We start from the raw sequence: 21,535 nt of genomic DNA on the forward strand, positions 1-21,535 counted from the left end.
CGTGAGGCAACGGGCGGGGTGCGCGGCGCGTCTGTACAAGGGACGGACGCGGCCGGTGGGCCGGGGCATTGTCAGTGGTGCCCCCTAGGCTGCGAAGCAGTGGGGGACGGCCGGCGCCCCCGTACGGAGCGCGCGCACGCACACCCGGGGGAGACGATGCACGGAGTCACGACGGACGCGGCGACGCGAACACCGGTGCGGGTGCCGCCGTTCTGGACGTCGGCGGCGCTGATCGGCTGCCTGTTCATGTCCGCGGGCCGCCGTACGGTGTCCGGTCTCGCCCTGGACCTGTCCTACCGCCTGCTGGTCGGCGAGTTCGGCCGGGGCCGAGTGGCCCGCTACGAGGACATCGACTTCCCGCCGGCCCTCACCCACGAGCCCACCCGCCGCTTCCTGAGCGAGACGGGCCTGCCGGAGAACGCGTTCCCGCTCCGCACGGACGACGACGGGATACCGCTGCCGACCCTGGCGGAGTACTACGGCGACGGGGTCCTCGGCGAGGCGGCCGGCCACCTCGTCCGGCTGGGCCGGCTGCCCGACGGCAGCGACGTGGTCGTGGACGGCCCGACCGGCACGGTCCTGACCTGGCACCCGTCCGGTGCGAGCCTGCGCCCGCTCACCCCGGACGTCTCGACGCTCGTCTTCACACTGTGGCTGCTGCGTCGCGCAGCCGCGCTGGAGGCCGTGACGGGATTCGAACCCGTGTAACTCGCTTTGCAGGCGAGCCCCTGGGCCACTCGGGCACACGGCCGGGTCTGTGACTCGGTGACTCGACGGTAGAGCGGGCGGGAGAGGGGCTCAAGGAATCCGGGGAGGCCGCAACACGACTGCCATGCGCCGTTCATGAACGGGCGCGGGGGCGGCGGTCGTACGACCAAGGTCCCGGTTCCGTCCCGCCTCCCGACAGGGGTCAACGCGGGCTTCGGCCCTTACGCTGGCGAGCATGACCGTCCCTGAGCCCCGCGACACCGAAGTCGCCGTCCCCGACGTGACCGCCGCAGGTCCCACCCCTCCCGACGACACCGTGCTGAGCCGCACCTACCGTGCGCTGAGCATCGGCATCGTCTCCGTCGTCGTACTGATCGCCTTCGAGGCGACGGCGGTCGGGACCGCGATGCCGGTGGCGGCGCGGGAGCTGGACGGGGTGTCGCTGTACGCGTTCGCGTTCTCGGGGTACTTCACGACGAGCCTGTTCGGGATGGTGCTCTCGGGGCAGTGGTCGGACCGGCGGGGCCCGCTGGCGCCGCTGACCACCGGTATCTCCGCCTTCGCGGCCGGGCTGGTGCTGTCCGGGACGGCCGGTGCGATGTGGCTGTTCATCCTCGGGCGGGCCGTGCAAGGGCTCGGCGGCGGACTGGTGATCGTCGCGCTGTACGTCGTCGTGGGGCGGGCCTATCCGGAGCGGCTGCGGCCCGCGATCATGGCGGCGTTCGCGGCGGGCTGGGTCGTCCCGTCGATCGTCGGGCCGCTCGCGTCCGGCGCGGTGACCGAGCACCTGGGCTGGCGCTGGGTGTTCGTCGGCATCCCGGTGCTGGTCGTCCTCCCGCTGGCGCTCGCGCTGCCGCAGATACGCAGCCGCGCCTCCGGCCCCGTGGGCGGCGGTGCGGACGCCCCGGGCTCCTTCGACCGCCGCCGCATCCGTCTCGCCCTCGCCATCTCGCTCGGCGCCGGACTGCTCCAGTACGCCGCGCAGGACCTGCGCTGGCCCTCCCTGCTGCCCGGCGCGGTGGGCGTGGCGCTGCTCGTCCCGGCCGTCCTCGGGCTGCTGCCGCGCGGCACCTACCGGGCGGTGCGCGGCCTGCCCTCCGTGGTCCTGCTGCGCGGCGTCGCCGCCGGGTCCTTCATCGCCGCCGAGTCCTTCGTCCCGCTGATGCTGGTCACGCAGCGGGGGCTGAGCCCCACGCTGGCCGGTCTCTCGCTGGCGGCGGGCGGCGCGACCTGGGCGGCGGGCTCCTGGATCCAGTCCCGGCCGCGCCTGGAACCCCACCGCGAGCGCCTGATGACCCTCGGGATGGCCCTGGTGGCGGCGGCCATCGCCACGGCACCCAGCGTGCTGATCGACGCCGTCCCCGCCTGGACGGTGGCCGTCGCCTGGGGCTTCGGCTGCTTCGGCATGGGCCTGGTGATCTCCTCCACCAGCGTCCTCCTGCTCAAGCTCTCCGCCCCCGCGGAGGCCGGCACCAACTCCGCCGCCCTCCAGATCTCCGACGGCCTCTCCAATGTCATCCTGCTGTCGATCGGCGGAGCCGCCTTCGCCGCCCTCGGCGGCGGCACGGTCAGCCACGCGGCCACGGAAGCCACCGGTTCCCACCCGGCCGCCTTCGCGGCGGTGTTCCTGCCGATGGCGGGGGTGGCGCTGGTGGGCGCGTGGGTGGCGACGCGGGTGCGGGAGCGGTGAGCCGGGAGGCGGCCGGGGCGACGGGCGGGGCGGCTGTGACGTCCGTCCCACCCGGGGGTGACCCGCCCCCGTGCGCGCGCTGATCGTGCCGGCCCGCCGGTAGGGTGGCCCGGTTGTCATACGTGGCCGAGCCGTTCTACCCCCTTCGGAGACCGTGACTACCACCGCCAGCTCCAGCACCTCGCACCATCTCTCCCCGGCCTTCCCCGGCCGCGCCCCCTGGGGCACCGCCAGCAAGCTGCGGGCCTGGCAGCAGGGGGCCATGGAGAAGTACCTCCAGGAGCAGCCCCGGGACTTCCTCGCGGTCGCCACCCCCGGCGCCGGAAAGACCACCTTCGCGCTGACGCTGGCGTCCTGGTTGCTGCACCACCACGTCGTCCAGCAGGTGACCGTCGTCGCGCCGACCGAGCACCTGAAGAAGCAGTGGGCCGAGGCCGCGGCCCGGATAGGGATCAAGCTGGACCCCGAGTACAGCGCCGGGCCGCTCAGCCGCGAGTACCAGGGCATCGCCATCACCTACGCCGGTGTCGGCGTGCGCCCCATGCTGCACCGCAACCGCGTCGAGCAGCGCAAGACCCTCGTCATCCTCGACGAGATCCACCACGCCGGTGACTCCAAGTCCTGGGGCGAGGCCTGCCTGGAGGCCTTCGAGCCGGCCACGCGGCGCCTCGCGCTCACCGGCACGCCGTTCCGCTCGGACACCAACCCGATCCCCTTCGTCACGTACGAGGAGGGCAACGACGGCATCCGCCGCTCCGCCGCCGACTACACGTACGGATACGGCTCCGCGCTCGCCGACGGCGTCGTCCGCCCCGTCATCTTCATGAGCTACAGCGGCAACATGCGCTGGCGGACGAAGGCGGGCGACGAGATCGCGGCCCGGCTCGGCGAGCCCATGACCAAGGACGCCGTCAGCCAGGCCTGGCGCACCGCGCTCGACCCGCGCGGCGAGTGGATGCCGGCCGTGCTGCGCGCCGCCGACCAGCGGCTCACCGAGGTCCGCAAGGCCATCCCGGACGCCGGCGCCCTCGTCATCGCCGCCGACCAGGACTCCGCCCGCGCCTACGCCAAGCTGATCCGCGAGATCACCGGCAGCAAGGCCACCGTCGTGCTCTCCGACGACACCGGCGCCTCCAAGAACATCGACACGTTCAGTCAAGGCACCGACCGGTGGATGGTCGCCGTCCGCATGGTGTCCGAGGGCGTCGACGTCCCCCGCCTCGCGGTCGGCGTCTACGCGACCACCATCTCCACCCCCCTCTTCTTCGCGCAGGCCGTCGGCCGCTTCGTACGGTCCCGGCGCCGGGGCGAGACCGCCTCCGTCTTCCTCCCCACCGTGCCCGACCTGCTCACCTTCGCCAACGAGATGGAGCGCGAGCGCGACCACGTCCTCGACAAGCCCAAGAAGGAGGGCGAGGAGGACCCGTACGCCGAGTCCGAGAAGGAGATGGACGAGGCGAACCGGGAGCAGGACGAGGACACCGGCGAGCAGGACATGCTGCCCTTCGAGGCGCTGGAGTCCGACGCCGTCTTCGACCGGGTCATGTACAACGGCGCCGAGTTCGGCATGCAGGCCCACCCGGGCAGCGAGGAGGAGCAGGACTACCTCGGCATCCCGGGGCTGCTGGAGCCCGACCAGGTGCAGCTGCTGCTCCAGAAGCGGCAGGCCCGGCAGATCGCGCACAGCCGCAAGAAGCCCGACGAAGAGGCAGACCTGCTCGAACTCCCCGCCGAGCGCCGCCCGGTCGTCTCCCACAAGGAGCTGATGGAGCTGCGCAAGCAGCTCAACACCATGGTCGGCGCCTACGTCCACCAGAGCGGCAAGCCGCACGGCGTGATCCACACCGAGCTGCGCCGGGTCTGCGGCGGCCCGCCGAGCGCCGAGGCCACCGGTGGACAACTGCGCCAGCGCATCGCCAAGGTGCAGGAGTGGGCGACGCGGATGAAGTGACCGGCGGGGCGTGAGGTCACCGCGCGAGCGCTGTACGTATCCGGACAAACACAGATAGCCCTTACCGCTCACCGCCCGGATTCTGGACGGAGCCTTCCGCTGAGCGAACCTGGTCGCTACTGTCCCGCTACGCACACGCCCCGTGGCAGCGCCGCCGCGGAGCGCAGCCGTGAAGCGACTGGCCCCGGGCACAAGGCCGGGCCGTCAGCCGATCGGCGGCCTCTGAAGCGCGTCACTGACGGGACTCGGTGACGCATCCGCCGCGAGGGGGCCGCCGACCTCACCACTAAGGAGTGGGCGTCGTGACCGCGGAGACCTCTCAGACGCTCGACCGGGGACTGCGGGTCCTCAAGCTGCTGGCCGATACGGACCACGGGCTGACCGTCACCGAGCTGTCCCACAAACTGGGCGTCAACCGGACTGTCGTCTACCGGTTGCTCGCCACGCTGGAGCAGCACGCACTCGTACGCCGTGACCTGGGCGGACGCGCCCGGGTCGGACTCGGGGTGCTGGGACTGGGCCGCCAGGTGCACCCCCTGGTGCGCGAGGCGGCGATGCCCGCGCTGCGGTCCCTGGCCGAGGACATCGGGGCGACGGCCCACCTGACGCTGGTGGACGGGGCGGAAGCCCTGGCCGTGGCCGTCGTCGAGCCGACCTGGACGGACTATCACGTGGCCTATCGGGCCGGATTCCGGCACCCGCTGGAGCGGGGCGCCGCGGGCAAGGCGATCCTGTCCGCCCGCCAGTTGCCGCAGCAGGGCCGGCCCCATGGCAGGGCCGCGGACGACCCCGGCTACACCCTGACCCACGGCGAGCTGGAAGCCGGCGCCTGCGGGGCGGCCGCGCCGCTGCTCGGGGTGACGGGGGTGGAGGGCAGCGTCGGTGTGGTGATGCTGTCCGACGTGGTGCCGGAGCGGGTGGGGGAGCGGGTGATGGACGCGGCCCGGGAGGTGGCGGAGGCGCTGCGGTGACGCTCCGCGGGTGAACCTGGAGGCCCCGCACCGAGTTCGTTCAAGCGGTGCGGGGCGTCGCGGCGTACGAGACGAAGTCGTGCCACGCTCCGGGGGAGAGGGCGAGCTGCGGGCCGCGCTTGTCCTTGGAATCCCGCACGGGGACCGTGGTGGGGCACGCGGCAACCTCGACGCAGTCACCGTCTCCGCCGCTGCTGTACGGGAACAGGCCGCCACGCTGCCCCTCGTTGTAGCCGAACCACCGAGTCTCGGGCGTCTCCAGCAACTGCATGGGACCGTCCGACTGTGCGTACGAGGACCCCACGCTCGGTCGTGGCCGCGCTGGTGGGGCTGTGCCGGGCGGTCCCGTGCGGGGCCGCCCGGCAGGCTACGGGCGTGATGCGGTGTCAGGCGCGCTGCTGAGGGAGCGCTTCACTCGATCGGGATGTACTGGCCGTTGCGGCGGACGCAGCGTAGGCCGTCGACCATGTACACGGTCTCCGAACGCGGCGGCTCGACCTCGCGGTGCGAGGGCGGGTACGGCATGGGCGCCGGTGGGCCGCCTCCGTATGAGGGTGGGTACGGCATGGGTGCCGGCGGGCCGCCTCCGTACGAGGGTGGGTACGGCATGGGCGCCGGTGGGCGGCCTCCGTACGAGGGTGGGTACGGCATGGGCGCCGGTGGGCGGCCTCCGTACGAGGGTGGGTATGGCATGGGCGCCGGTGGGCCGCCTCCGTACGAGGGCGGGTACGGCACGGGCGCCGGACGCAGCGGAAGCGACTGCCGCTCCGGCGGGCGCGACGACGAGCGGGACCGACGGTGCCGGGACGACGAACGGCGCGGCTCACGCGGTGGCTCGGCGTCCACGATGAACGGCTGCGACGACCCGCCCGGAATCTGCCCCGAGCGCGAGGACGGCGGTGGGTAGTACCCCTGGTTCGACAGCGGCGGGTAGCGCCGTGAACCGTGGTCTGCCGGCTCCTCGCGACCCGAGTACGAGCGGGGTCCGACCGACGTCGAGCGGCGCGGCGGTCTGACGTCCACGATCTCCGGCTCGCGCAAGGGGGGCCGTCCCCGGTCGTCGTCGGAGGACTCCGACATCTCCAGCAGGGTGTCCCGTGCCCCCGTGGAGAGCTTCACCTTGCCGGACTGTGCCTTGGGGTAGGCCTGCGCGCCGTAGCGGGGCCCATCGTGCTTGACAGACCCGGCCATGGGGAAATCATCCTTGAAATCCTTACGGAGGGTTTTGCCGCTTTTTTGGCGCCTCAGCGCGGAACGCAACGCCTTGTTCGAACCCTCGCGGCGCTTATCCTCCGAGTACGAGGCGCCGTAGAGTGTGGAGCTGGCGCGGCGCCGGGTGGGGCCCATGCTGTCAATGGCGTCCTGGTCCGGCGGGTTGTTCTCCAGGACGTCCAGAGCGACCCCGAGATCGTCGTTGGTCAGGTGGGACATAAAGCCTGCGGGCTTGCCAGGGCGATCTTCCCAGTACCTGTCGCCAAATTTGTCGCTGCCGGGGTGCTGGTCTTTGTTCGTCACGGCGAGCGGACCCTTGTCGCCCCTGTAGCCCTTCTTGAGAGTGTGCCCGCCGAACGGATCGTCCATCGGACCGAAGGGCAGGTCCTCATGGTCCTCCCGCTCCCGGCGTGCCCTGGCTCGCGCGTGCGCCCTGGCTTCCCTTGCAAGCGCCAGCTCGTGCAGCTCGTCCTCCGTCAGGTCCGACCGGCCCCGCTTCCTGCCGCTGTCGACGCGCTGCACGGGAAGGTGCGCGCGCTGTACGGGTGCAGCACCGGACAGGAAGGCCACCGTCGCGGCGTTGCCCGCCTGACTCTGCATGTCCGACAGGGAGAGGAACGGGCCGGCGGTGGCTCTGGCTGTGGTCCGGGGCGGACGTGCTAACGGCGCTCGGGCGCCGTTGGCGTCGCGATCTCTGTATGCGTACAAGGGCTCGGCTCCTCGGGTCTTTGGGCGGTCCCCCGGTTTTATCCCCATCTTCCAGGTGTAATGGGGCGAAGCTTGGGACGCTACGTACGCGAGGGCACTGAGCGACGACTCAACGGGCAGCCCCAATTCACCCAGGGTTAGAGTCAGCCACGGACGCTGTCCACTTTCCGTACTCGTACGCCGGCTGTGCGTGCGAGTGGCTGACCTGGTGAAGTACCCCCGCCCGGCGCCACCGTGGCCCCACGACCCCACCCTGGGCCTGTCAATTGTCGGTCACCGTACGTGTGTTCACGCAGCGGTTCAGTTCCACTCCGCTCGGCGCCCGTCTCGCCCGGCATCTCTCCGCCGCCCAGCTGCACGCCTGGGGCCTCCCGCACGCGGAGAAGCGCCGGGCCCGGCACCGCTGGGCGAGACCGGCCGGGGCCTGCTCCTGGTCGACGTGCTCGCCGACCGCTGGGACGTGATCGACCGCGTCTCGCAGGGCGTCGCCCTGCCCGGCAGGACGATCCGTGCTGAACTGGACCTGCCGGGCGGCCGTTTGGCCTCCTCGGCGCGTCTCGGGACCGCGCACTGCTGCACCCTGCGGCGCGTCGGTTCGTCGGTGATCTCGGGGGCGCGCGGGCCGGCACGGAAGATCGAAATTTAACCGCCGCATCATTCCGGGGACGCATTCCGTTTTCCTTTCGGTCGGCGGAGTGCTTCTCGAATTGTTTCTGCGTGCATCGATTGCATTTCTTCACTCGCCATTCGTTCACCGTTCACCGGCCATGACACAACCATGGTGAATTAGCCCCGGTCTAATCGATCGAACAAGCGCGCTGGGAGTGACTGACGCCCCCGCAAGAGGCGCTGGACGCAACGAATGTGCTGGGGGCCGACCGAGAATGGATCGCTCAACCCTGCGCGGCAGACCGCGGCAGGCTGCCGCGCTGCTCGCCGCGGCCATCACCGTCACCGCGTTCTGCGCGGCCGACGCCGTCGCCCGCAGCTATCCCTTCGGCCCGCGCACCCGAGCGGTCAACGACCTGGGCAACCAGTACGTGCCGTTCCACGCCCACTTGTGGGACCTGCTGCACGGCCGGTCCGACGGCGGCCTGTTCGTCAACTGGCAGTCCGGGTTCGGCTCCAGCTTCCTGCCCGACCTCGGGACGTATCTGAGCAGCCCGTTCGCTCTGCTCGTGGCCCTGTTCCCGAGGGACGAGATCGACCTCGCCGTCTATGTGGTGACCGTCCTGAAGACGGCGTGCGCCGCCGCCGCCATGGCATGGCTGCTGCTCAGACTGCGCCCCGGCCGCTGGTGGGCGGCGGGGCTGCTCGGTGCCGCCTACGCGCTGTGCGGCTGGTCGCTCGCCGACGCCTCGTACAACCCGATGTGGGTCGACGGCCTCATCGCCCTGCCCCTGCTGTGCCTGGTCGGCGAATGGGCGCTCACCGGACGGCATCGGCTGCTCGGCGTGCTGATCGTGGCGCTCGCCTGGATCGCCAACTTCTACACCGCGTACATGGCCACCATCGGCGCCGGCCTCGTCCTGCTGCTCCGGCTGTGGCTCTCCGGTCTCCCGCGCCGCCGGGCCCTGGCGGCGGCCGGCCGCGCCACGGTCACCGTCGCCCTGGGCGTCGGCCTGGCCGCACCGCTGGTCACGGTCATCTACTTCGGCACCACGCACGCCTACCCGGGGCGGGTCATGCACTTCTCCCCGGTCGCCACCGAGGACCTGCTGGCCCGGCTGCTGCCGACGACCTACGGATTCGGCAGCCCGGCGCTCTTCGTCGGCACCACCGCGCTGCTGCTGGCGCTCGCCCTGCCCTTCCACCGGGCGGCCCCCGTACGGGTGCGCGCCGGGTGGAGCCTGCTGGTGGCCGCCGTCACGCTGTCGATGCAGTGGACGCCCACCCATCTGGCCTGGCACGCCTTCGCCACCCCCAACGGCAGCCCGTACCGCCAGACGTTCGTGCTGTGCGCGCTGCTGGTGATCGCGGCCTGGCACACGCTGTCCTACGGCGTGCCCGCCCGGCGCGCGCTGGGCGCGGCCACCGCGCTGCTCGCGCTCATCGCCGCCGTCGCGAGCCGGAGCGGCCTGGTGCACTCCTACGCCTGGCCGGTGCTGCTCCCGGCCGTCGCCGTAGCGCTCGGGGGACTGCTCCTGCTGCGCCGCGCGGAAGCCGTCCGGCCCGCCGCGCCCCCGGCCGCCGACGCCGAGAGCGGCACCGTCGCAGGGGAAGGTGCAGGGGAAGGTGCCACCGCCGCCGAGGCGGGCGCCGCACCCGGCGGTGCGGGCGCGCGCCGCCGTACCGCGCTCGTCGGGCTCGCCGCCGCTCTCCTGGTCGGCGCCCAGCTCGGCGAGGCCGCCGCCACCTCCGCCGTGGCCACCCGGCTGCGGCTGAACCACCTGGACGACTACGCGTCCTGGGGGAGCCGGCAGGAGCGTCAGGCGGAGGCCGTGTCCGAGGCCGACGGCTGGCCCGCGTACCGCACCGACCCCGGCCGGGAGCAGACCGTGGGCAACGACCCGATGATGGTGGGCGGCCAGGGCGCCCAGTACTACAGCAGCCTCACCGCGGACGTCCTCAGCCGTACCCTCACGGCCCTCGGCGACGGCTGGACCTCGCGCGGCCGGAACGTGCAGAGCCTGGACAACGCCGTCACCGACGCGATCTTCTCCGTGGGCGCCCGGGTGCACTCCCCGCCGGACCAGCACCAGAGGTGGAACCCCCGCGACCGCAGCCCGGTGACCGTGTCCCGGCAGGACGTACCGTCCCTGGTCACCGTCCGGCCGTCCGTCGCGTCCACCGACCGCACCGGCGTCTCCGCCTTCGGGCCGTCGCCCTACCGCAACCAGGAACTGCTGCTGGGCTCCCGGGTCTACACCGTGCCCCCGCTGACCGTGCGCACCGCCGACGGCGGGGAGCCCGACCGGGCGTCCGGCGACCGAGCGGGCGCGGTGATCGAGGTCCCCCGCAAGAAGGCCCCCCGCACGAAGGCCACCCAGGCACGCCCGACGCTCGCGGCCCAGTGCCCGGCCGGCAGCGAGGTCTACCTCTGGGCCCCGCACTACTCGGGCACCGCCCGCCTCACCGACACCCCGGCCAAGCCGCTGACCGGCCGGTTCACCTCCGACGCCGCCAAGATCGCCGCGATGCAGCGGCTCGGCACGGCCCCGCAGTCCGGCCGGGTCCGGATCGAGCTGTCGCCCACCCGGGCCGGCACCGTCCCGGACGGCGCGGTCGGCTGTCTGGACACCGCCCGTCTGCACACCGCCGTCCAGGGGCTCAAGGCCACCGGCGCCACCGAGGTGACCGTCTCCGACGGCACCGTCCGGGCCGAGCTCCCGGCCGGCAGCAAGGGCACCGCCGTGCTCGCCGCCCCCCGGATCGCCGGTTGGAGGTGCGCCGCGGGCGGAGGCGAGGCCCAGCCCGCCGAGACGTACTACGGGCTGATCGCCGTGCCCCTGGACGGCTCCGCGACCACCGTCACCTGCACATTTCACCCGCCCGGCCTGCGCCTCGGCGCGGCCGTCGGGGGCGGCTCGCTCCTGACCCTCGTCCTGCTCGGCACCCTCACCGCCGTCCGCCGACGGCGGGCCGCACCCCGCCCCGCGCTCCGCACCGCCACACGACCGCGCGAGCGCGCCACCAGCGCCCTCTGACCGCACCCCGGAGAGGAACCATGCTCATCTCGATCGTCGCCCCCTGCTACAACGAGGAAGACGTCATCGAACGCTTCCACGCCGCCGTGCAGAAGGTCGCCGACGACCTGCTGCCGCTCGGCCACGACATGGAGTTCGTCTACGTCGACGACGGCAGCCGCGACCGGACGCTCACCCTCCTGGAACAGCTCGCCGAGCGCGACCCGCGCGTCCGCTACGTCTCCTTCAGCCGCAACTTCGGCAAGGAGGCCGCCCTCCTCGCCGGTCTGCGCCACGCCACCGGCGACTCGGTGGTGGTCATGGACGCCGACCTCCAGCACCCGCCGGAGCTGATCGCGCGCATGGTCGAGCTGCGCGGCGAGGGATACGACCAGGTCCTCGCCCGGCGCAGCCGGCGCGGCGACCGGTTCACCCGCACCCTCACCGCCCGCCTGTACTACCGGCTGGTCAACCGGCTCGTCGACGTCGAACTCGTCGACGGCGTCGGTGACTTCCGGCTGCTGTCGCGGCGCGTGGTGGACGCGGTGCTGGGCCTGACCGAGTACAACCGCTTCTCCAAGGGCCTGTTCGCCTGGGTCGGCTTCCCCAGCACCACCTTCGAGTACGAGAACGCCGTGCGCGAGCACGGCAGCAGCTCCTGGTCCCTGAAGTCCCTGCTCAACTACGGGCTCGACGGGCTGCTGTCGTTCAACAACAGGCCGCTGCGCGCCGCCCTCCACCTCGGCGTGGCCCTGCTGGCGTGTGCCGGGCTCTACACGGCGTGGATCGTGGGCGCCGCCCTCGTCAACGGCGTGGAGACACCCGGGTATGTCACCATCATCACCGTCGTCACCGCGCTCGCGGGGGTGCAGATGGTGATGCTGGGCGTCATCGGGGAGTACACCGGCCGGATCTACTACGAGGTCAAGGGGCGCCCGCACTTCCTGGTGAAGGCGACCAACGTGGAACGGACGAAAGATCTCATTCCCTGATGCTTGACGCGATGACCCGTCCGATGACGAGACAGATGGCGACCTTCGCCGTGGTCGGCGTCGTCAACACCGGCATGTATTACGGCCTTTACCTGTTGTTCCTCATGCGTCTGCCCTATCTTCTCGCGCATGTTCTCGCCTTCCTGCTCAGTATGGTCGGGTCCTTCTTCCTGAATGCGCGCTTCACCTACCGGACCCGGCCGACCCTGCGGAAATTCCTGCTGTTCCCGTTGACGAACGCCGCCAATTTCGTGATCACCACGGTCGGTGTGTATGTGATCGTCGACGTGCTGCAGGCCGGGAGCCGGTTCGCGCCCCTGCTCGCCTCCGCGGCGGCGATCCCGGTGACCTTCGTGGTCTCCCGCTGGATCATGCTGCCCAGCGCCACCGCGCGTTAGATTGGCTCCGTGCTCTCTCGTCTCACGCGTCCCCAGTTCCTCGCCGTCTGCGGCCTGCCCGTCGTGGGCCTGCTCGCCACCGCCGTGTTCGCGCCGCTGCCGTTCTCCGTGGCGCGGCCCGGTCTGACGGCCGACGTGCTCGGGGAGAAGCAGGGCGCCCAGGTGATCACGATCGAGGGGGCACCGACGCACGACACGAGCGGGCAGCTGCGGATGACCACGATCGAGGCGACCGGCCCGGAGGCGAGCGTCCACCTCGGTGACGTGCTCGGCAACTGGTTCGACACCGACCGGGCCGTGATGCCGCGCGACGCCGTCTACCCGAGCGGCGACGACGTGAGCGAGATCGAGGAGTACAACGAGGAGCAGATGAAGGAGTCCCAGGACGCGGCGACCGCGGCGGCCCTGAACCACCTGCGGCTCGACGCGAAGGACGTCGACGTCCAGCTCCGGCTGGAGGACGTCGGCGGCCCCAGCGCCGGGCTGCTGTTCTCCCTCGGCATCATCGACAAGCTCGGCGCCGGCGACCTCACCGGCGGCAAGGTCATCGCCGGGACCGGCACGATCACCCCCGGTGGCAAGGTCGGCGCGGTCGGCGGTGTGCCGCTGAAGACGCAGGCCGCCCGGCGGGACGGGGCCACCGTCTTCCTGGTGCCGAAGGCGGAGTGCTCGGACGCGCAGGCCGAGCTGCCGAAGGGGCTCCGGCTGATCCCGGTCACCACGCTCAAGGGCGCGGTCGACTCGCTCGAGGCGTTGGAGAGCGGGAAGGGCGACGTCCCCGCCTGCTGAGCACACGCACAGCGCTCAGTTCTCCTTCACGAAGCCCTTCTCCACCATCCAGTCCAGCGCCACCTGGTGCGGGTCCTCCCCGTCCACGTCGACCTTGGCGTTCAGCGTCCGTGCGACGTCGTTGGTCAGCGCCTTGGTGACCGGGTCGAGGACGGACGCGATCGCCGGCCACTCCTTGAGGGTGGCGGTCCTGACCATGGGCGCCGCGTTGTAGTTCGGGAAGAACGCCCGGTCGTCCTCCATCACCACCAGGTTCATCGACTTGATCCGCCCGTCGGTGGTGAACACCTCGCCGTACGTGCAGGCGCCCTTCGCGGCCTGGGTGTAGATGATCCCGGTGTCCATCTGCGTGACGTTCCGGGCGGGGATGTCCATCCCGTACGCCTTCTCCAGCCCCGGCAGCCCGTCCGCGCGGTTGGCGAACTCGCCCTCCACGCACAGCGTCACCGCGCCCGGATCCGACTTCGACAGCGCGGCGACCTCCGACAGCGTCTTCGTGCGGTACTTCTTGAAGTTGGCCTGGTTCATCGCCAGCGCGTACGTGTTGTTCATCGGCGCCGGCGGCAGCCAGGTCAGCCCCTTCTTCGCGTCGGCCGCCTTCACCGCCGCCCATTGCTGCTGCGGGTCGGGAATCGGCCGGCTGTTGCCCAGGTACGTGATCCAGGCGGTGCCCGTGTACTCGTACGTGGCGTCCGCGTCGCCGTTCTCGACCGCCGCGCGGGTGCCGACGGAGCCCTGGATGCCGGTGCGGTCGAGCACCTCGGCGCCGGCCGCCTGGAAGGCGATGCCCATGATCGCGCCGAGGACCAGCTGCTCGGTGAACTCCTTGGAGGTGACCGTGAGATCGGCACCCTCCAGCGGCCGGCCCTTCCCGATCGAGCCGGGTTCGACGTCGTCGACCATGGGGGAGCCGCTGGTGAGGCCGCAGCCGGCCGAGGCCAGCAGGAGGGAGGCGGCCAGCAGCACACGCGTACGCCGTCTCATGTCCCCGCCTCCAGTCCGCGCGGGCGCAGCAGCAGCTCGGCGAGCGAGGCCAGCCAGTCCACCAGCAGCGCGAGGGCGACGGTGAGGATCGAGCCCAGCACCAGCACCGGCATGCGCTGGCTGGTGATGCCGGTGGTGATCAGTACGCCCAGGCCGCCGCCCCCGCCGAAGGTCGCCAGGGTCGCCGTACCGACGTTCAGCACCAGGGCCGTGCGCACGCCGGCCAGGATCAGCGGGACGGCCAGCGGCAGCTCCACGCGCGTGAGGACGCCCATCGGGGACATGCCGATGCCGCGGGCCGCCTCCAGCAGCGTCGGGTCGTTCGCCCTCAGGCCCGCGATGGTGTTGGAGAGCACCGGCAGGATGGCGTAGATGATGATGCCGATCAGCGCGGACCGGCGGCCGATGCCCAGCCAGATCACCAGCAGCGCCAGCAGACCGATCGCCGGGGTCGCCTGACCCATGTTGGCGAACGCCATCGCCACCGGCGTGGCCTTCCGGAACGTCCGGCGGGTGAGCAGGATGCCCAGCGGGATGGCGATGATCAGCACGAAGAAGGTGGAGATCACCGTCAGCTGGATGTGCTGCCACAGGGCCTTCGTGACCTGGCCGTCGGACAGGGCGTTCTGGCTCAGCGCGTCCAGTTCGGCCTGCTCGAACCAGAGCCAGGTGGCCAGCAGTACGACGACCAGGACCGCGGGCAGGACGGTCAGCTTCTGCCAGGTGACCCGCCGCCCGGTCGCGGCCGGGGAGGGCGGGGCGAGCTCCTGCTCCGCCTCGTCCTCGTCGTCGGGGGCGAGCCCGGCCCCGTGGTCGCCGTCGGGCCGCCGGCCGGAAGCGGTGCTCACGCCCTCGCCTCCCCTCCGAAGCCGCCGCCCTCCTGCTCGGAGTGCGTCTGCTCGGCCCGGGCCTCCTCCAGGTCGTGCTGGTGCTCCAGCGCGTCGAGCCGGTCGGCCTCCAGCAGTTCGTGCACGGAGTTCAGCAGCGTCTCCATGTCGACGACGCCCTCGTACTCCCCGCGCCGCCCGGTGACCGCGACCCGCCCCGTGTTGTCGGTCAGCACCGCCTCCAGCGCGTCCCGCAGCGTCGCGTCCCGGGTCACCGTGTCGTGGACCAGCGTCCCGGCCCGCGCCAGCGAACCCTTGGCCCGCATCAGGTCGCCGCGCCGCAGCCACTTGTACGGCCGGCCGCGCCGGTCGAGGAGCAGGATCTCGTTGGTGCCGGCCGCCCGCAGCCGGTTGAAGATGTGCTGGAGCGGGTCCTCCACGGTCACCGTCGGATAGTCGGTGATCTCCACGTCCCGTACGCGGGTCAGGTTCAGCCGCTTCAGGGCCGCCCCGGCGCCCACGAAGCCGGAGACGAAGTCGTCCGCGGGGTTGGTGAGGATGGCCTCCGGGGTGTCGAACTGCGCGATGTGGGAGCGTTCGCGGAGTACGGCGATCCGGTCGCCCAGCTTGATCGCCTCGTCGAAGTCGTGGGTGACGAAGACGATCGTCTTGTGCAGTTCGCGCTGGAGCCGGATCAGCTCGTCCTGGAGGTGGTCCCGGGTGATCGGGTCCACCGCGCCGAACGGCTCGTCCATCAGCAGCACGGGCGGATCGGCCGCGAGCGCCCGCGCCACGCCCACCCGCTGCTGCTGGCCGCCGGAGAGCTGGCGCGGATAGCGGCCGTGGAACTCCGCGGCGTCCAGGCCGACCAGGTCGAGCATCTCCTCCACCCGGGACCGGATCCGGGACTTGGACCAGCCGATCATCCTCGGTACCAGCGCGATGTTCTGGGCGACGGTCATGTGCGGGAAGAGGCCGGAGGCCTGGATCGCGTAGCCGACCTTGCGGCGCAGCTTCACCGGGTCGATGTCGGTGACGTCCTCGCCGTTGATGCGGATGCGTCCGCTGCTGGGCTCGATCAACCGGTTGATCATCTTCAGGGTGGTGGACTTGCCGCAGCCCGAGGGGCCGACGAAGATCACCGTCTCACCGGCCTTGATCTCCATCGACACGTTGTCGACGGCCGGCTGCGGATTGCCGGGGTAGCGCTTGGTGAGGGACTCCAGCTCGATGGTCGCCCCGGTGGCGCCGTTGTGATCACTCTCAGACACGGATCCCCCTCGGAATGGTCAGCCGCCCGAGCAGGACGTACGCGGCGTCGAACAGCAGCGCCAGGACGATGATCCCGAGCGTGCCCGAGAGCACCTGGTTGAGCGCGTTCTTGCTGCCCAGCGAGGCGATCCCGCGGAAGATCTCGTTGCCGAGGCCCGGGCCGGAGGCGTAGGCGGCGATCGCGGCGATGCCCATCAGCATCTGCGTCGAGACCCGGATCCCGGTGAGGATCGGCGGCCAGGCCAGTGGCAGCTCCACCCGCAGCAGCCGGGCCGGGCGCGACATGCCGATGCCCGTGGCCGCGTCCACCAGCGACGGGTCCACGCCGCGCAGACCGACGATCGCGTTGCGCACGATCGGCAGCAGCCCGTACAGGGTCAGCGCGGTCACGGTCGGCGGGACGCCCAGGCCGACGATCGGGATGAGCAGACCGATCATGGCCAGTGACGGGATGGTCAGGATGGTCGACGTGGTCAGGGTCGCCAGGTTCCCCGCCCACTCGCTGCGGTAGGTGAGCACACCGATCAGGACCCCCAGCAGGGTCGCCACGACCATGCACTGGAAGACGGCGCTGGCGTGCTGGTAGGCGTCGGTGAGCAGTTGCTGGTGGCGGCTGACCAGGAACTCCCAGAAGTTCACCGCCGCTCACCTCCGGGATCGGGCCGGCCGGGGGACCGGTCTCAGTCGCTGCTGTCCTTGTCCCGGGCCGCCTGCTCCACCAACGGGATGATCCGCAGTGGAACGGGGTTCTCCATGACGATCGCCGTGGCGGCCCGGACGATGCCATCAAAACCGACAACCCGGTCGATCACCCGTTGAAGATCGGCGTTCGAGCGGGCCACCAGCCGGCACAGCATGTCCCCGGTGCCGGTCGTGGTGTGCAGCTCCAGCACCTCCGGCACGGTCGCCAAGTGGGCCCGTACGTCGGCCCCTTGGCCCTGCCGGATCTCCAGCGTCGCGAACGCGGTCACCGGATATCCGAGCGCCGCCGGGTCCACCTCCGGACCGAATCCGCGGATGACTCCGTTCGACTGAAGCCGGTCCAGCCGCGCCTGCACGGTGCCGCGCGCCACCCCCAGCCGGCGGGACATCTCCAGCACCCCGATCCGCGGCTCCCGGGCCAGCAGGCCGATGATCCGCCCGTCCAGTCGATCGATGCCCGTACCCGCCATACCCGCACCCTCCCGGCTGGTCATCCTGTACACATCGCCCGGCTCCACCGGCGTATCACTGGTCAGGTTGCCCAGTGGATGCACGAACTATTGCGCACCTTGCAGACGCGGGAGATTCTGCGGCTATGACGCAGACCACACACCACACTCCCGACACCGCCCGGCAGGCCGATCCCTTCCCGGTCAAGGGAATGGACGCGGTCGTCTTCGCCGTGGGCAACGCCAAGCAGGCGGCGCACTACTACTCCACCGCATTCGGCATGAAGCTGGTCGCCTACTCCGGACCGGAGAACGGCAGCCGCGAGACCGCGAGCTACGTCCTGGAGAACGGCTCCGCCCGGTTCGTGTTCACCTCCGTGATCAAGCCCGCCACCGAAGGGGGCCGCTTCCTCGCCCAGCACGTGGCCGAGCACGGCGACGGCGTCGTCGACCTCGCCATCGAGGTCCCGGACGCGCGCGCCGCCCACGCCTACGCCGTCCAGCACGGCGCCCGCTCGATCACCGAGCCGTACGAGGTCAAGGACGAGCACGGCACCGTCGTCCTAGCCGCCATCGCCACCTACGGCGAGACCCGCCACACCCTGGTCGAGCGCACCGGCTACGACGGCCCCTACCTGCCCGGCTTCGCCGCCGCCGACCCGATCGTCGAGCCGCCCGCGCACCGCACCTTCCAGGCGGTCGACCACTGCGTCGGCAACGTCGAACTCGGCCGCATGAACGAGTGGGTCGGCTTCTACAACAAGGTCATGGGCTTCACGAACATGAAGGAGTTCGTGGGCGACGACATCGCCACCGAGTACAGCGCGCTGATGTCCAAGGTCGTCGCCGACGGCACCCTCAAGGTCAAGTTCCCGATCAACGAGCCCGCGGTCGCCAAGAAGAAGTCCCAGATCGACGAGTACCTGGAGTTCTACGGCGGCGCCGGCGTCCAGCACATCGCGCTGAACACCAACGACATCGTGCAGACCGTGCGCACGATGAAGGCGGCGGGCGTGCAGTTCCTGGACACGCCCGACTCGTACTACGACACGCTCGGCGAGTGGGCGGGCGAGACGCGCGTCCCCGTGGAGACGCTGCGCGAGCTGAAGATCCTCGTCGACCGCGACGAGGACGGCTACCTGTTGCAGATCTTCACCAAGCCGGTCCAGGACCGCCCGACCGTCTTCTTCGAGCTCATCGAACGGCACGGCTCCATGGGCTTCGGCAAGGGCAACTTCAAGGCCCTCTTCGAGGCGATCGAGCGCGAGCAGGCCAAGCGCGGCAACCTCTGACGGCCACGGCAGCCTAGCCGGGCGGGCCCTCCACGGGGGGCTCGCCCAGCTCCGTCAGCGCGCGCCGCGCCTGCGGTGCCCACAGCGGGGAGAAGTACGGGTTGATCATCAGCGCCTCCCGAAGATGCCGCCGCGCGGGCCCGTACCGCCCCAGCTCCTTCTCGACCATGCCCCGGTGGAACACGTGCAGCGCGCTGCGCACCCCGCCGCCCTTGTCGGCGTCCGTGGCGATCGTCGCCAACTCCAGCGCCTCCTCGTGCTCACCGGTCCGGTGCAGCGCCCAGCCCAGCGCGTCGGCCACCGCGATCGCCGGCTGCCGCCCCCACTCGTCCCGCAGCCCCCGCACCGCCGCCTCCGCGTCCCCGTGGTCCGCCTCGAACCGGCCGAGCACCAGCGTCTCGTCCGCCCCGGCCGCCTCCGCGTCCCGCACCCGCTCCCGTAGCAGGCCGTACTCCACCCGCGCGGCCTGCTCGAGCCCCAGCGACTCGTACAGCTCGCCGAGCTCCAGCCGGTACTCCGGGCTCGGCCGCTCGGCCAGCGCCTCCTGGTACGCGGACAGCGCGTCCGTCGTCCGGTCCAGCGCCGCCAGTACCCGCCCCTGCCCGGCCTGCGCGGCCCGCTGGTCGGGGTCGAGGCGCAGCGCCTCCTCGAAGAACCGCAGCGCCTCCTGGCGCTCCCCGCGCTCGAACGCCAGCCGTCCGGCCTGCTCCAGGTACGCCGCCCGCTCGGCCGGCGCCTCGGCGGCCGCCGCCGCGTCGGAGATCCGGGCCGCCGCGTCCTCCCGCCAGCCCCGGTTCCGGTAGACGGCCGCGGCCCGCGCCCCCGCCGCCGGCGAGCCCGGACGCAGCTTCATCACCTTCTCCAGGGCCCGCCCCACGCCCTCGTCGTCACCGAGTCCCGTGTACGCGTCGATCAGCACCGCGTGCGCCGTCCACCGCTTCGGCGCCGCCTCGGCCGCCTGCTCGCCCCACTTCTTCGCCTCCGGGAAGTCCCGCCGCGCGACCGCCAGCGCCGCCAGCCCCTCCAGCGCCTGCGGATTGCGCTTCGCCCCGACCTTCAGGGAGGTGTGCAGTGCCTTCTCGGCCTTCGGCCAGTTCGCGACGTCGGCCGTCCGGCGCCCCCGCTCGACGTAGGCCGATCCCAGCACCGCCCACGCCGCCCCGTCCAGCGGATGCGCCCGCAGATGGGCCTCCCGGTCGCCGATCAGGACGGCCAGGTCGGGCAGCGCGGCCGGCACGCCCGCGATGACCGCGCCACGCGGCGGCGTCGCCGGTCCCGGCGCGGGCGGGGGAGCCTCGCGGGCCTCGCGGGGCAGCAGCACCAGGGCCCCGCCGAGTACGGCGGCCCCGGCCACGGAGGCGATCAGCACCCGGCGCACGCGGCGGGCACGCCGCCCGTGTCCGCTCTCCCTCTTCATGACCTCCATGGCGCCTACTGTGCGCCCATATGACGAGCACACCGGGTCTTGCGCCGGGTGCCGTCGACGGGGTTCACACCGATGGCCCCGGGTGCGAACCTGTGATCATGAGCCGTATCGAAGCGCCTCGCGACGAAGACGACGCAGCCCGCGAAGCCGGCGCGGCCCCGGCGGTCCACAGCCCCCTCGTCGACCGGCTGCTCGCCGGACTGCCCGCCGAGTCCGTCCTCACCGACCCCGACATCACCGCCTCCTACGCCAACGACATGGCGAGCTTCTGCCCGGCCGGCGCCCCCGCGGTGGTCGTCCTGCCGCGCACCGTGGAGGACGTCCAGCACGTCATGCGCACCGCCACCGAGCTGCGCGTCCCGGTCGTCCCGCAGGGCGCCCGCACCGGCCTGTCCGGCGGCGCCAACGCCACCGACGGCTGTGTGGTCCTCTCCCTCACCAAGATGGACCGCATCCTGGAGATCAACCCGGTCGACCGGATCGCCGTCGTCGAACCGGGCGTCGTCAACGCCACGCTCTCCCGCGCGGTGAACGAACACGGCCTGTACTACCCTCCCGACCCCTCCAGCTGGGAGACGTGCACCATCGGCGGCAACATCGGCACCGCCTCCGGCGGCCTGTGCTGCGTCAAGTACGGGGTGACCGCCGAGTACGTCCTCGGCCTCGACGTCGTCCTCGCCGACGGCCGCCTGATGTCCACCGGCCGCCGCACCGCGAAGGGCGTCGCCGGGTACGACCTCACCCGGCTCTTCGTCGGCTCCGAGGGCTCCCTCGGCATCGTCGTACGGGCCGTCCTCGCCCTGCGCCCCAAGCCGCCCGAGCAGCTGGTGCTGGCCGCCGAGTTCGCCTCCGCGTCCGCCGCCTGCGACGCGATCTGCACGATCATGGAGGGCGGGCACGTGCCGTCCCTCCTCGAACTGATGGACCGTACGACGGTCAAGGCGGTCAACGACCTCGCCCACATGGGCCTGCCGGAGACCACGGAGGCCCTGCTGCTCGCCGCCTTCGACACGGCCGACCCGGCCGCCGACCTCGCCGCCGTGGGCGCGCTGTGCGAGGCCGCGGGCGCCACGCAGGTGGTCCCCGCCGACGACGCGGCCGAGTCGGAGCTCCTGCTGCAGGCACGCCGGCTGTCGCTCACGGCGCTGGAGGCGGTCAAGGGCACCACGATGATCGACGACGTGTGCGTGCCCCGGTCCCGGCTCGGCGACATGCTGGAGGGCATCGAGCGCGTCGCCGCGAAGTACGACCTCACCATCGGGGTCTGCGCCCACGCGGGCGACGGCAACACCCACCCCACCGTCTGCTTCGACGCGGCGGACCCCGACGAGTCCCGGCGCGCCCGCGAGTCCTTCGACGAGATCATGGCCCTCGGCCTGGAACTCGGCGGCACGATCACCGGCGAGCACGGCGTGGGTGTGCTGAAGAAGGAGTGGCTGGCGCGCGAGATCGGCCCGGTGGGCCTGGAGATGCAGCGGGCCGTCAAACAGGTCTTCGACCCGCTGGGCATCCTCAACCCGGGCAAGCTCTTCTGACCC

General features: G+C 71.8%; 19 protein-coding genes and 1 tRNA gene. 11 read left to right on the forward strand and 9 right to left on the reverse strand.

The genetic code is table 11. The annotated features are described in order from the left end of the window. Positions 1–156 precede the first annotated feature (156 nt). Positions 157–708 (forward strand): SUKH-4 family immunity protein, encoded by a 552-nt coding sequence (locus ACIGO6_RS00375; RefSeq protein ID WP_399869504.1) that lies wholly within the window; start codon positions 157–159, stop codon positions 706–708. Here ACIGO6_RS00375 and ACIGO6_RS00380 read toward each other — a convergent pair. Continuing rightward, positions 677–751: transfer RNA gene (locus ACIGO6_RS00380), tRNA-Cys, on the reverse strand. The two genes, ACIGO6_RS00375 and ACIGO6_RS00380, sit on opposite strands and share 32 nt — an antisense overlap. A 192-nt stretch (positions 752–943) precedes the next feature. On the opposite strand from ACIGO6_RS00380, the gene ACIGO6_RS00385 reads away from it, so the two are divergent. The 3 genes from ACIGO6_RS00385 to ACIGO6_RS00395 all read left to right on the forward strand — a co-directional run bounded on the left by ACIGO6_RS00385 (position 944) and on the right by ACIGO6_RS00395 (position 5,320). Beyond that, positions 944–2,398 carry an MFS transporter gene (locus ACIGO6_RS00385; protein ID WP_399869506.1) on the forward strand — a complete coding sequence of 485 codons (1,455 nt, stop codon included), beginning with the start codon at positions 944–946 and terminating at the stop codon, positions 2,396–2,398. Positions 2,399–2,552: 154 nt separating this feature from the next. Continuing rightward, positions 2,553–4,349: a DEAD/DEAH box helicase gene (locus ACIGO6_RS00390; RefSeq protein WP_399869508.1), complete on the forward strand. Its 1,797-nt coding sequence runs from the start codon at positions 2,553–2,555 to the stop codon at positions 4,347–4,349. Between the two features lie 302 nt (positions 4,350–4,651). Then, positions 4,652–5,320: an IclR family transcriptional regulator gene (locus ACIGO6_RS00395; RefSeq protein ID WP_399869510.1), complete on the forward strand. Its 669-nt coding sequence runs from the start codon at positions 4,652–4,654 to the stop codon at positions 5,318–5,320. A gap of 40 nt (positions 5,321–5,360) precedes the next feature. On the opposite strand, the gene ACIGO6_RS00400 is transcribed toward ACIGO6_RS00395, so the two are convergent. Together ACIGO6_RS00400 and ACIGO6_RS00405 are read right to left on the reverse strand one after the other, a co-directional pair. Next, positions 5,361–5,582 carry a DUF397 domain-containing protein gene (locus ACIGO6_RS00400; protein WP_399871536.1) on the reverse strand — a complete coding sequence of 74 codons (222 nt, stop codon included), beginning with the start codon at positions 5,580–5,582 and terminating at the stop codon, positions 5,361–5,363. Positions 5,583–5,731: 149 nt separating this feature from the next. Further along, positions 5,732–7,132: a hypothetical protein gene (locus tag ACIGO6_RS00405; RefSeq protein WP_399869512.1), complete on the reverse strand. Its 1,401-nt coding sequence runs from the start codon at positions 7,130–7,132 to the stop codon at positions 5,732–5,734. A 547-nt stretch (positions 7,133–7,679) separates the two neighbouring features. Between ACIGO6_RS00405 and ACIGO6_RS00410 the strand changes: the two genes are divergently transcribed. The 5 genes from ACIGO6_RS00410 (at position 7,680) to ACIGO6_RS00430 (ending at position 13,045) form a co-directional block, all read left to right on the forward strand. After that, positions 7,680–7,886, forward strand: a complete 207-nt coding sequence (locus tag ACIGO6_RS00410) for a hypothetical protein (protein WP_399869514.1) — start codon at positions 7,680–7,682, stop codon at positions 7,884–7,886. Between the two features lie 238 nt (positions 7,887–8,124). Then, positions 8,125–10,887, forward strand: a complete 2,763-nt coding sequence (locus ACIGO6_RS00415) for a YfhO family protein (RefSeq protein WP_399869516.1) — start codon at positions 8,125–8,127, stop codon at positions 10,885–10,887. A gap of 20 nt (positions 10,888–10,907) precedes the next feature. Next, positions 10,908–11,858, forward strand: a complete 951-nt coding sequence (locus ACIGO6_RS00420; RefSeq protein ID WP_399869518.1) for a glycosyltransferase family 2 protein — start codon at positions 10,908–10,910, stop codon at positions 11,856–11,858. Beyond that, entirely contained in the window at positions 11,858–12,256 is a 399-nt protein-coding gene (locus ACIGO6_RS00425) for a GtrA family protein (protein ID WP_399869520.1), read from the forward strand. The genes ACIGO6_RS00420 and ACIGO6_RS00425 overlap by 1 nt, the downstream gene beginning before the upstream one ends. A gap of 9 nt (positions 12,257–12,265) precedes the next feature. Next, a complete protein-coding gene (locus ACIGO6_RS00430; protein ID WP_399869522.1) occupies positions 12,266–13,045 on the forward strand; it encodes a S16 family serine protease in 780 nt (259 codons plus the stop codon). Positions 13,046–13,060: 15 nt separating this feature from the next. Here ACIGO6_RS00430 and ACIGO6_RS00435 read toward each other — a convergent pair whose 3' ends face one another. The 5 genes from ACIGO6_RS00435 to ACIGO6_RS00455 are packed head-to-tail and all read right to left on the reverse strand — an operon-like array spanning position 13,061 to position 17,324. Further along, positions 13,061–14,029 (reverse strand): glycine betaine ABC transporter substrate-binding protein, encoded by a 969-nt coding sequence (locus tag ACIGO6_RS00435; protein ID WP_399869524.1) that lies wholly within the window; start codon positions 14,027–14,029, stop codon positions 13,061–13,063. Further along, positions 14,026–14,877 (reverse strand): ABC transporter permease, encoded by an 852-nt coding sequence (locus tag ACIGO6_RS00440; protein ID WP_399869526.1) that lies wholly within the window; start codon positions 14,875–14,877, stop codon positions 14,026–14,028. The genes ACIGO6_RS00435 and ACIGO6_RS00440 overlap by 4 nt, the downstream gene beginning before the upstream one ends. Continuing rightward, a complete protein-coding gene (locus ACIGO6_RS00445; RefSeq protein WP_399869528.1) occupies positions 14,874–16,127 on the reverse strand; it encodes a betaine/proline/choline family ABC transporter ATP-binding protein in 1,254 nt (417 codons plus the stop codon). The genes ACIGO6_RS00440 and ACIGO6_RS00445 overlap by 4 nt, the downstream gene beginning before the upstream one ends. Beyond that, the gene (locus tag ACIGO6_RS00450) at positions 16,120–16,767 is read right to left on the reverse strand and encodes an ABC transporter permease (RefSeq protein WP_399869529.1); all 648 of its coding nucleotides are present in this window, start codon (positions 16,765–16,767) and stop codon (positions 16,120–16,122) included. The genes ACIGO6_RS00445 and ACIGO6_RS00450 overlap by 8 nt, the downstream gene beginning before the upstream one ends. Positions 16,768–16,808: 41 nt before the next feature. Beyond that, positions 16,809–17,324 (reverse strand): Lrp/AsnC family transcriptional regulator, encoded by a 516-nt coding sequence (locus ACIGO6_RS00455; RefSeq protein WP_399869530.1) that lies wholly within the window; start codon positions 17,322–17,324, stop codon positions 16,809–16,811. A gap of 101 nt (positions 17,325–17,425) precedes the next feature. Between ACIGO6_RS00455 and hppD the strand changes: the two genes are divergently transcribed. After that, on the forward strand, positions 17,426–18,571 hold the full coding sequence (hppD, locus tag ACIGO6_RS00460) for a 4-hydroxyphenylpyruvate dioxygenase (protein ID WP_399869532.1): 1,146 nt from the start codon (positions 17,426–17,428) through the stop codon (positions 18,569–18,571). A 13-nt stretch (positions 18,572–18,584) separates the two neighbouring features. On the opposite strand, the gene ACIGO6_RS00465 is transcribed toward hppD, so the two are convergent. Next, complete coding sequence (locus ACIGO6_RS00465; RefSeq protein WP_399869533.1) at positions 18,585–19,997, reverse strand: tetratricopeptide repeat protein; 1,413 nt, start codon at positions 19,995–19,997, stop codon at positions 18,585–18,587. A 92-nt stretch (positions 19,998–20,089) separates the two neighbouring features. Between ACIGO6_RS00465 and ACIGO6_RS00470 the strand changes: the two genes are divergently transcribed. Beyond that, the gene (locus tag ACIGO6_RS00470; protein WP_399869535.1) at positions 20,090–21,532 is read left to right on the forward strand and encodes an FAD-binding oxidoreductase; all 1,443 of its coding nucleotides are present in this window, start codon (positions 20,090–20,092) and stop codon (positions 21,530–21,532) included. Positions 21,533–21,535: the final 3 nt, after the last annotated feature.

The organism is Streptomyces sp. NPDC053750 (assembly GCF_044544295.1).
GTDB lineage: Bacteria > Actinomycetota > Actinomycetes > Streptomycetales > Streptomycetaceae > Streptomyces.

Bases quoted from the DNA above. Each gene is read 5' to 3' on its own strand.
- ACIGO6_RS00415 (WP_399869516.1), top strand. From the start codon at position 8,125: ATGGATCGCTCAACCCTGCGCGGCAGACCGCGGCAGGCTGCCGCGCTG.
- ACIGO6_RS00385 (WP_399869506.1), top strand. From the start codon at position 944: ATGACCGTCCCTGAGCCCCGCGACACCGAAGTCGCCGTCCCCGACGTG.
- ACIGO6_RS00435 (WP_399869524.1), bottom strand. From the start codon at position 14,029: ATGAGACGGCGTACGCGTGTGCTGCTGGCCGCCTCCCTCCTGCTGGCC.
- ACIGO6_RS00405 (WP_399869512.1), bottom strand. From the start codon at position 7,132: ATGCAGAGTCAGGCGGGCAACGCCGCGACGGTGGCCTTCCTGTCCGGT.
- ACIGO6_RS00425 (WP_399869520.1), top strand. From the start codon at position 11,858: ATGCTTGACGCGATGACCCGTCCGATGACGAGACAGATGGCGACCTTC.
- ACIGO6_RS00455 (WP_399869530.1), bottom strand. From the start codon at position 17,324: ATGACCAGCCGGGAGGGTGCGGGTATGGCGGGTACGGGCATCGATCGA.
- ACIGO6_RS00375 (WP_399869504.1), top strand. From the start codon at position 157: ATGCACGGAGTCACGACGGACGCGGCGACGCGAACACCGGTGCGGGTG.
- ACIGO6_RS00420 (WP_399869518.1), top strand. From the start codon at position 10,908: ATGCTCATCTCGATCGTCGCCCCCTGCTACAACGAGGAAGACGTCATC.
- hppD (WP_399869532.1), top strand. From the start codon at position 17,426: ATGACGCAGACCACACACCACACTCCCGACACCGCCCGGCAGGCCGAT.
- ACIGO6_RS00465 (WP_399869533.1), bottom strand. From the start codon at position 19,997: ATGGAGGTCATGAAGAGGGAGAGCGGACACGGGCGGCGTGCCCGCCGC.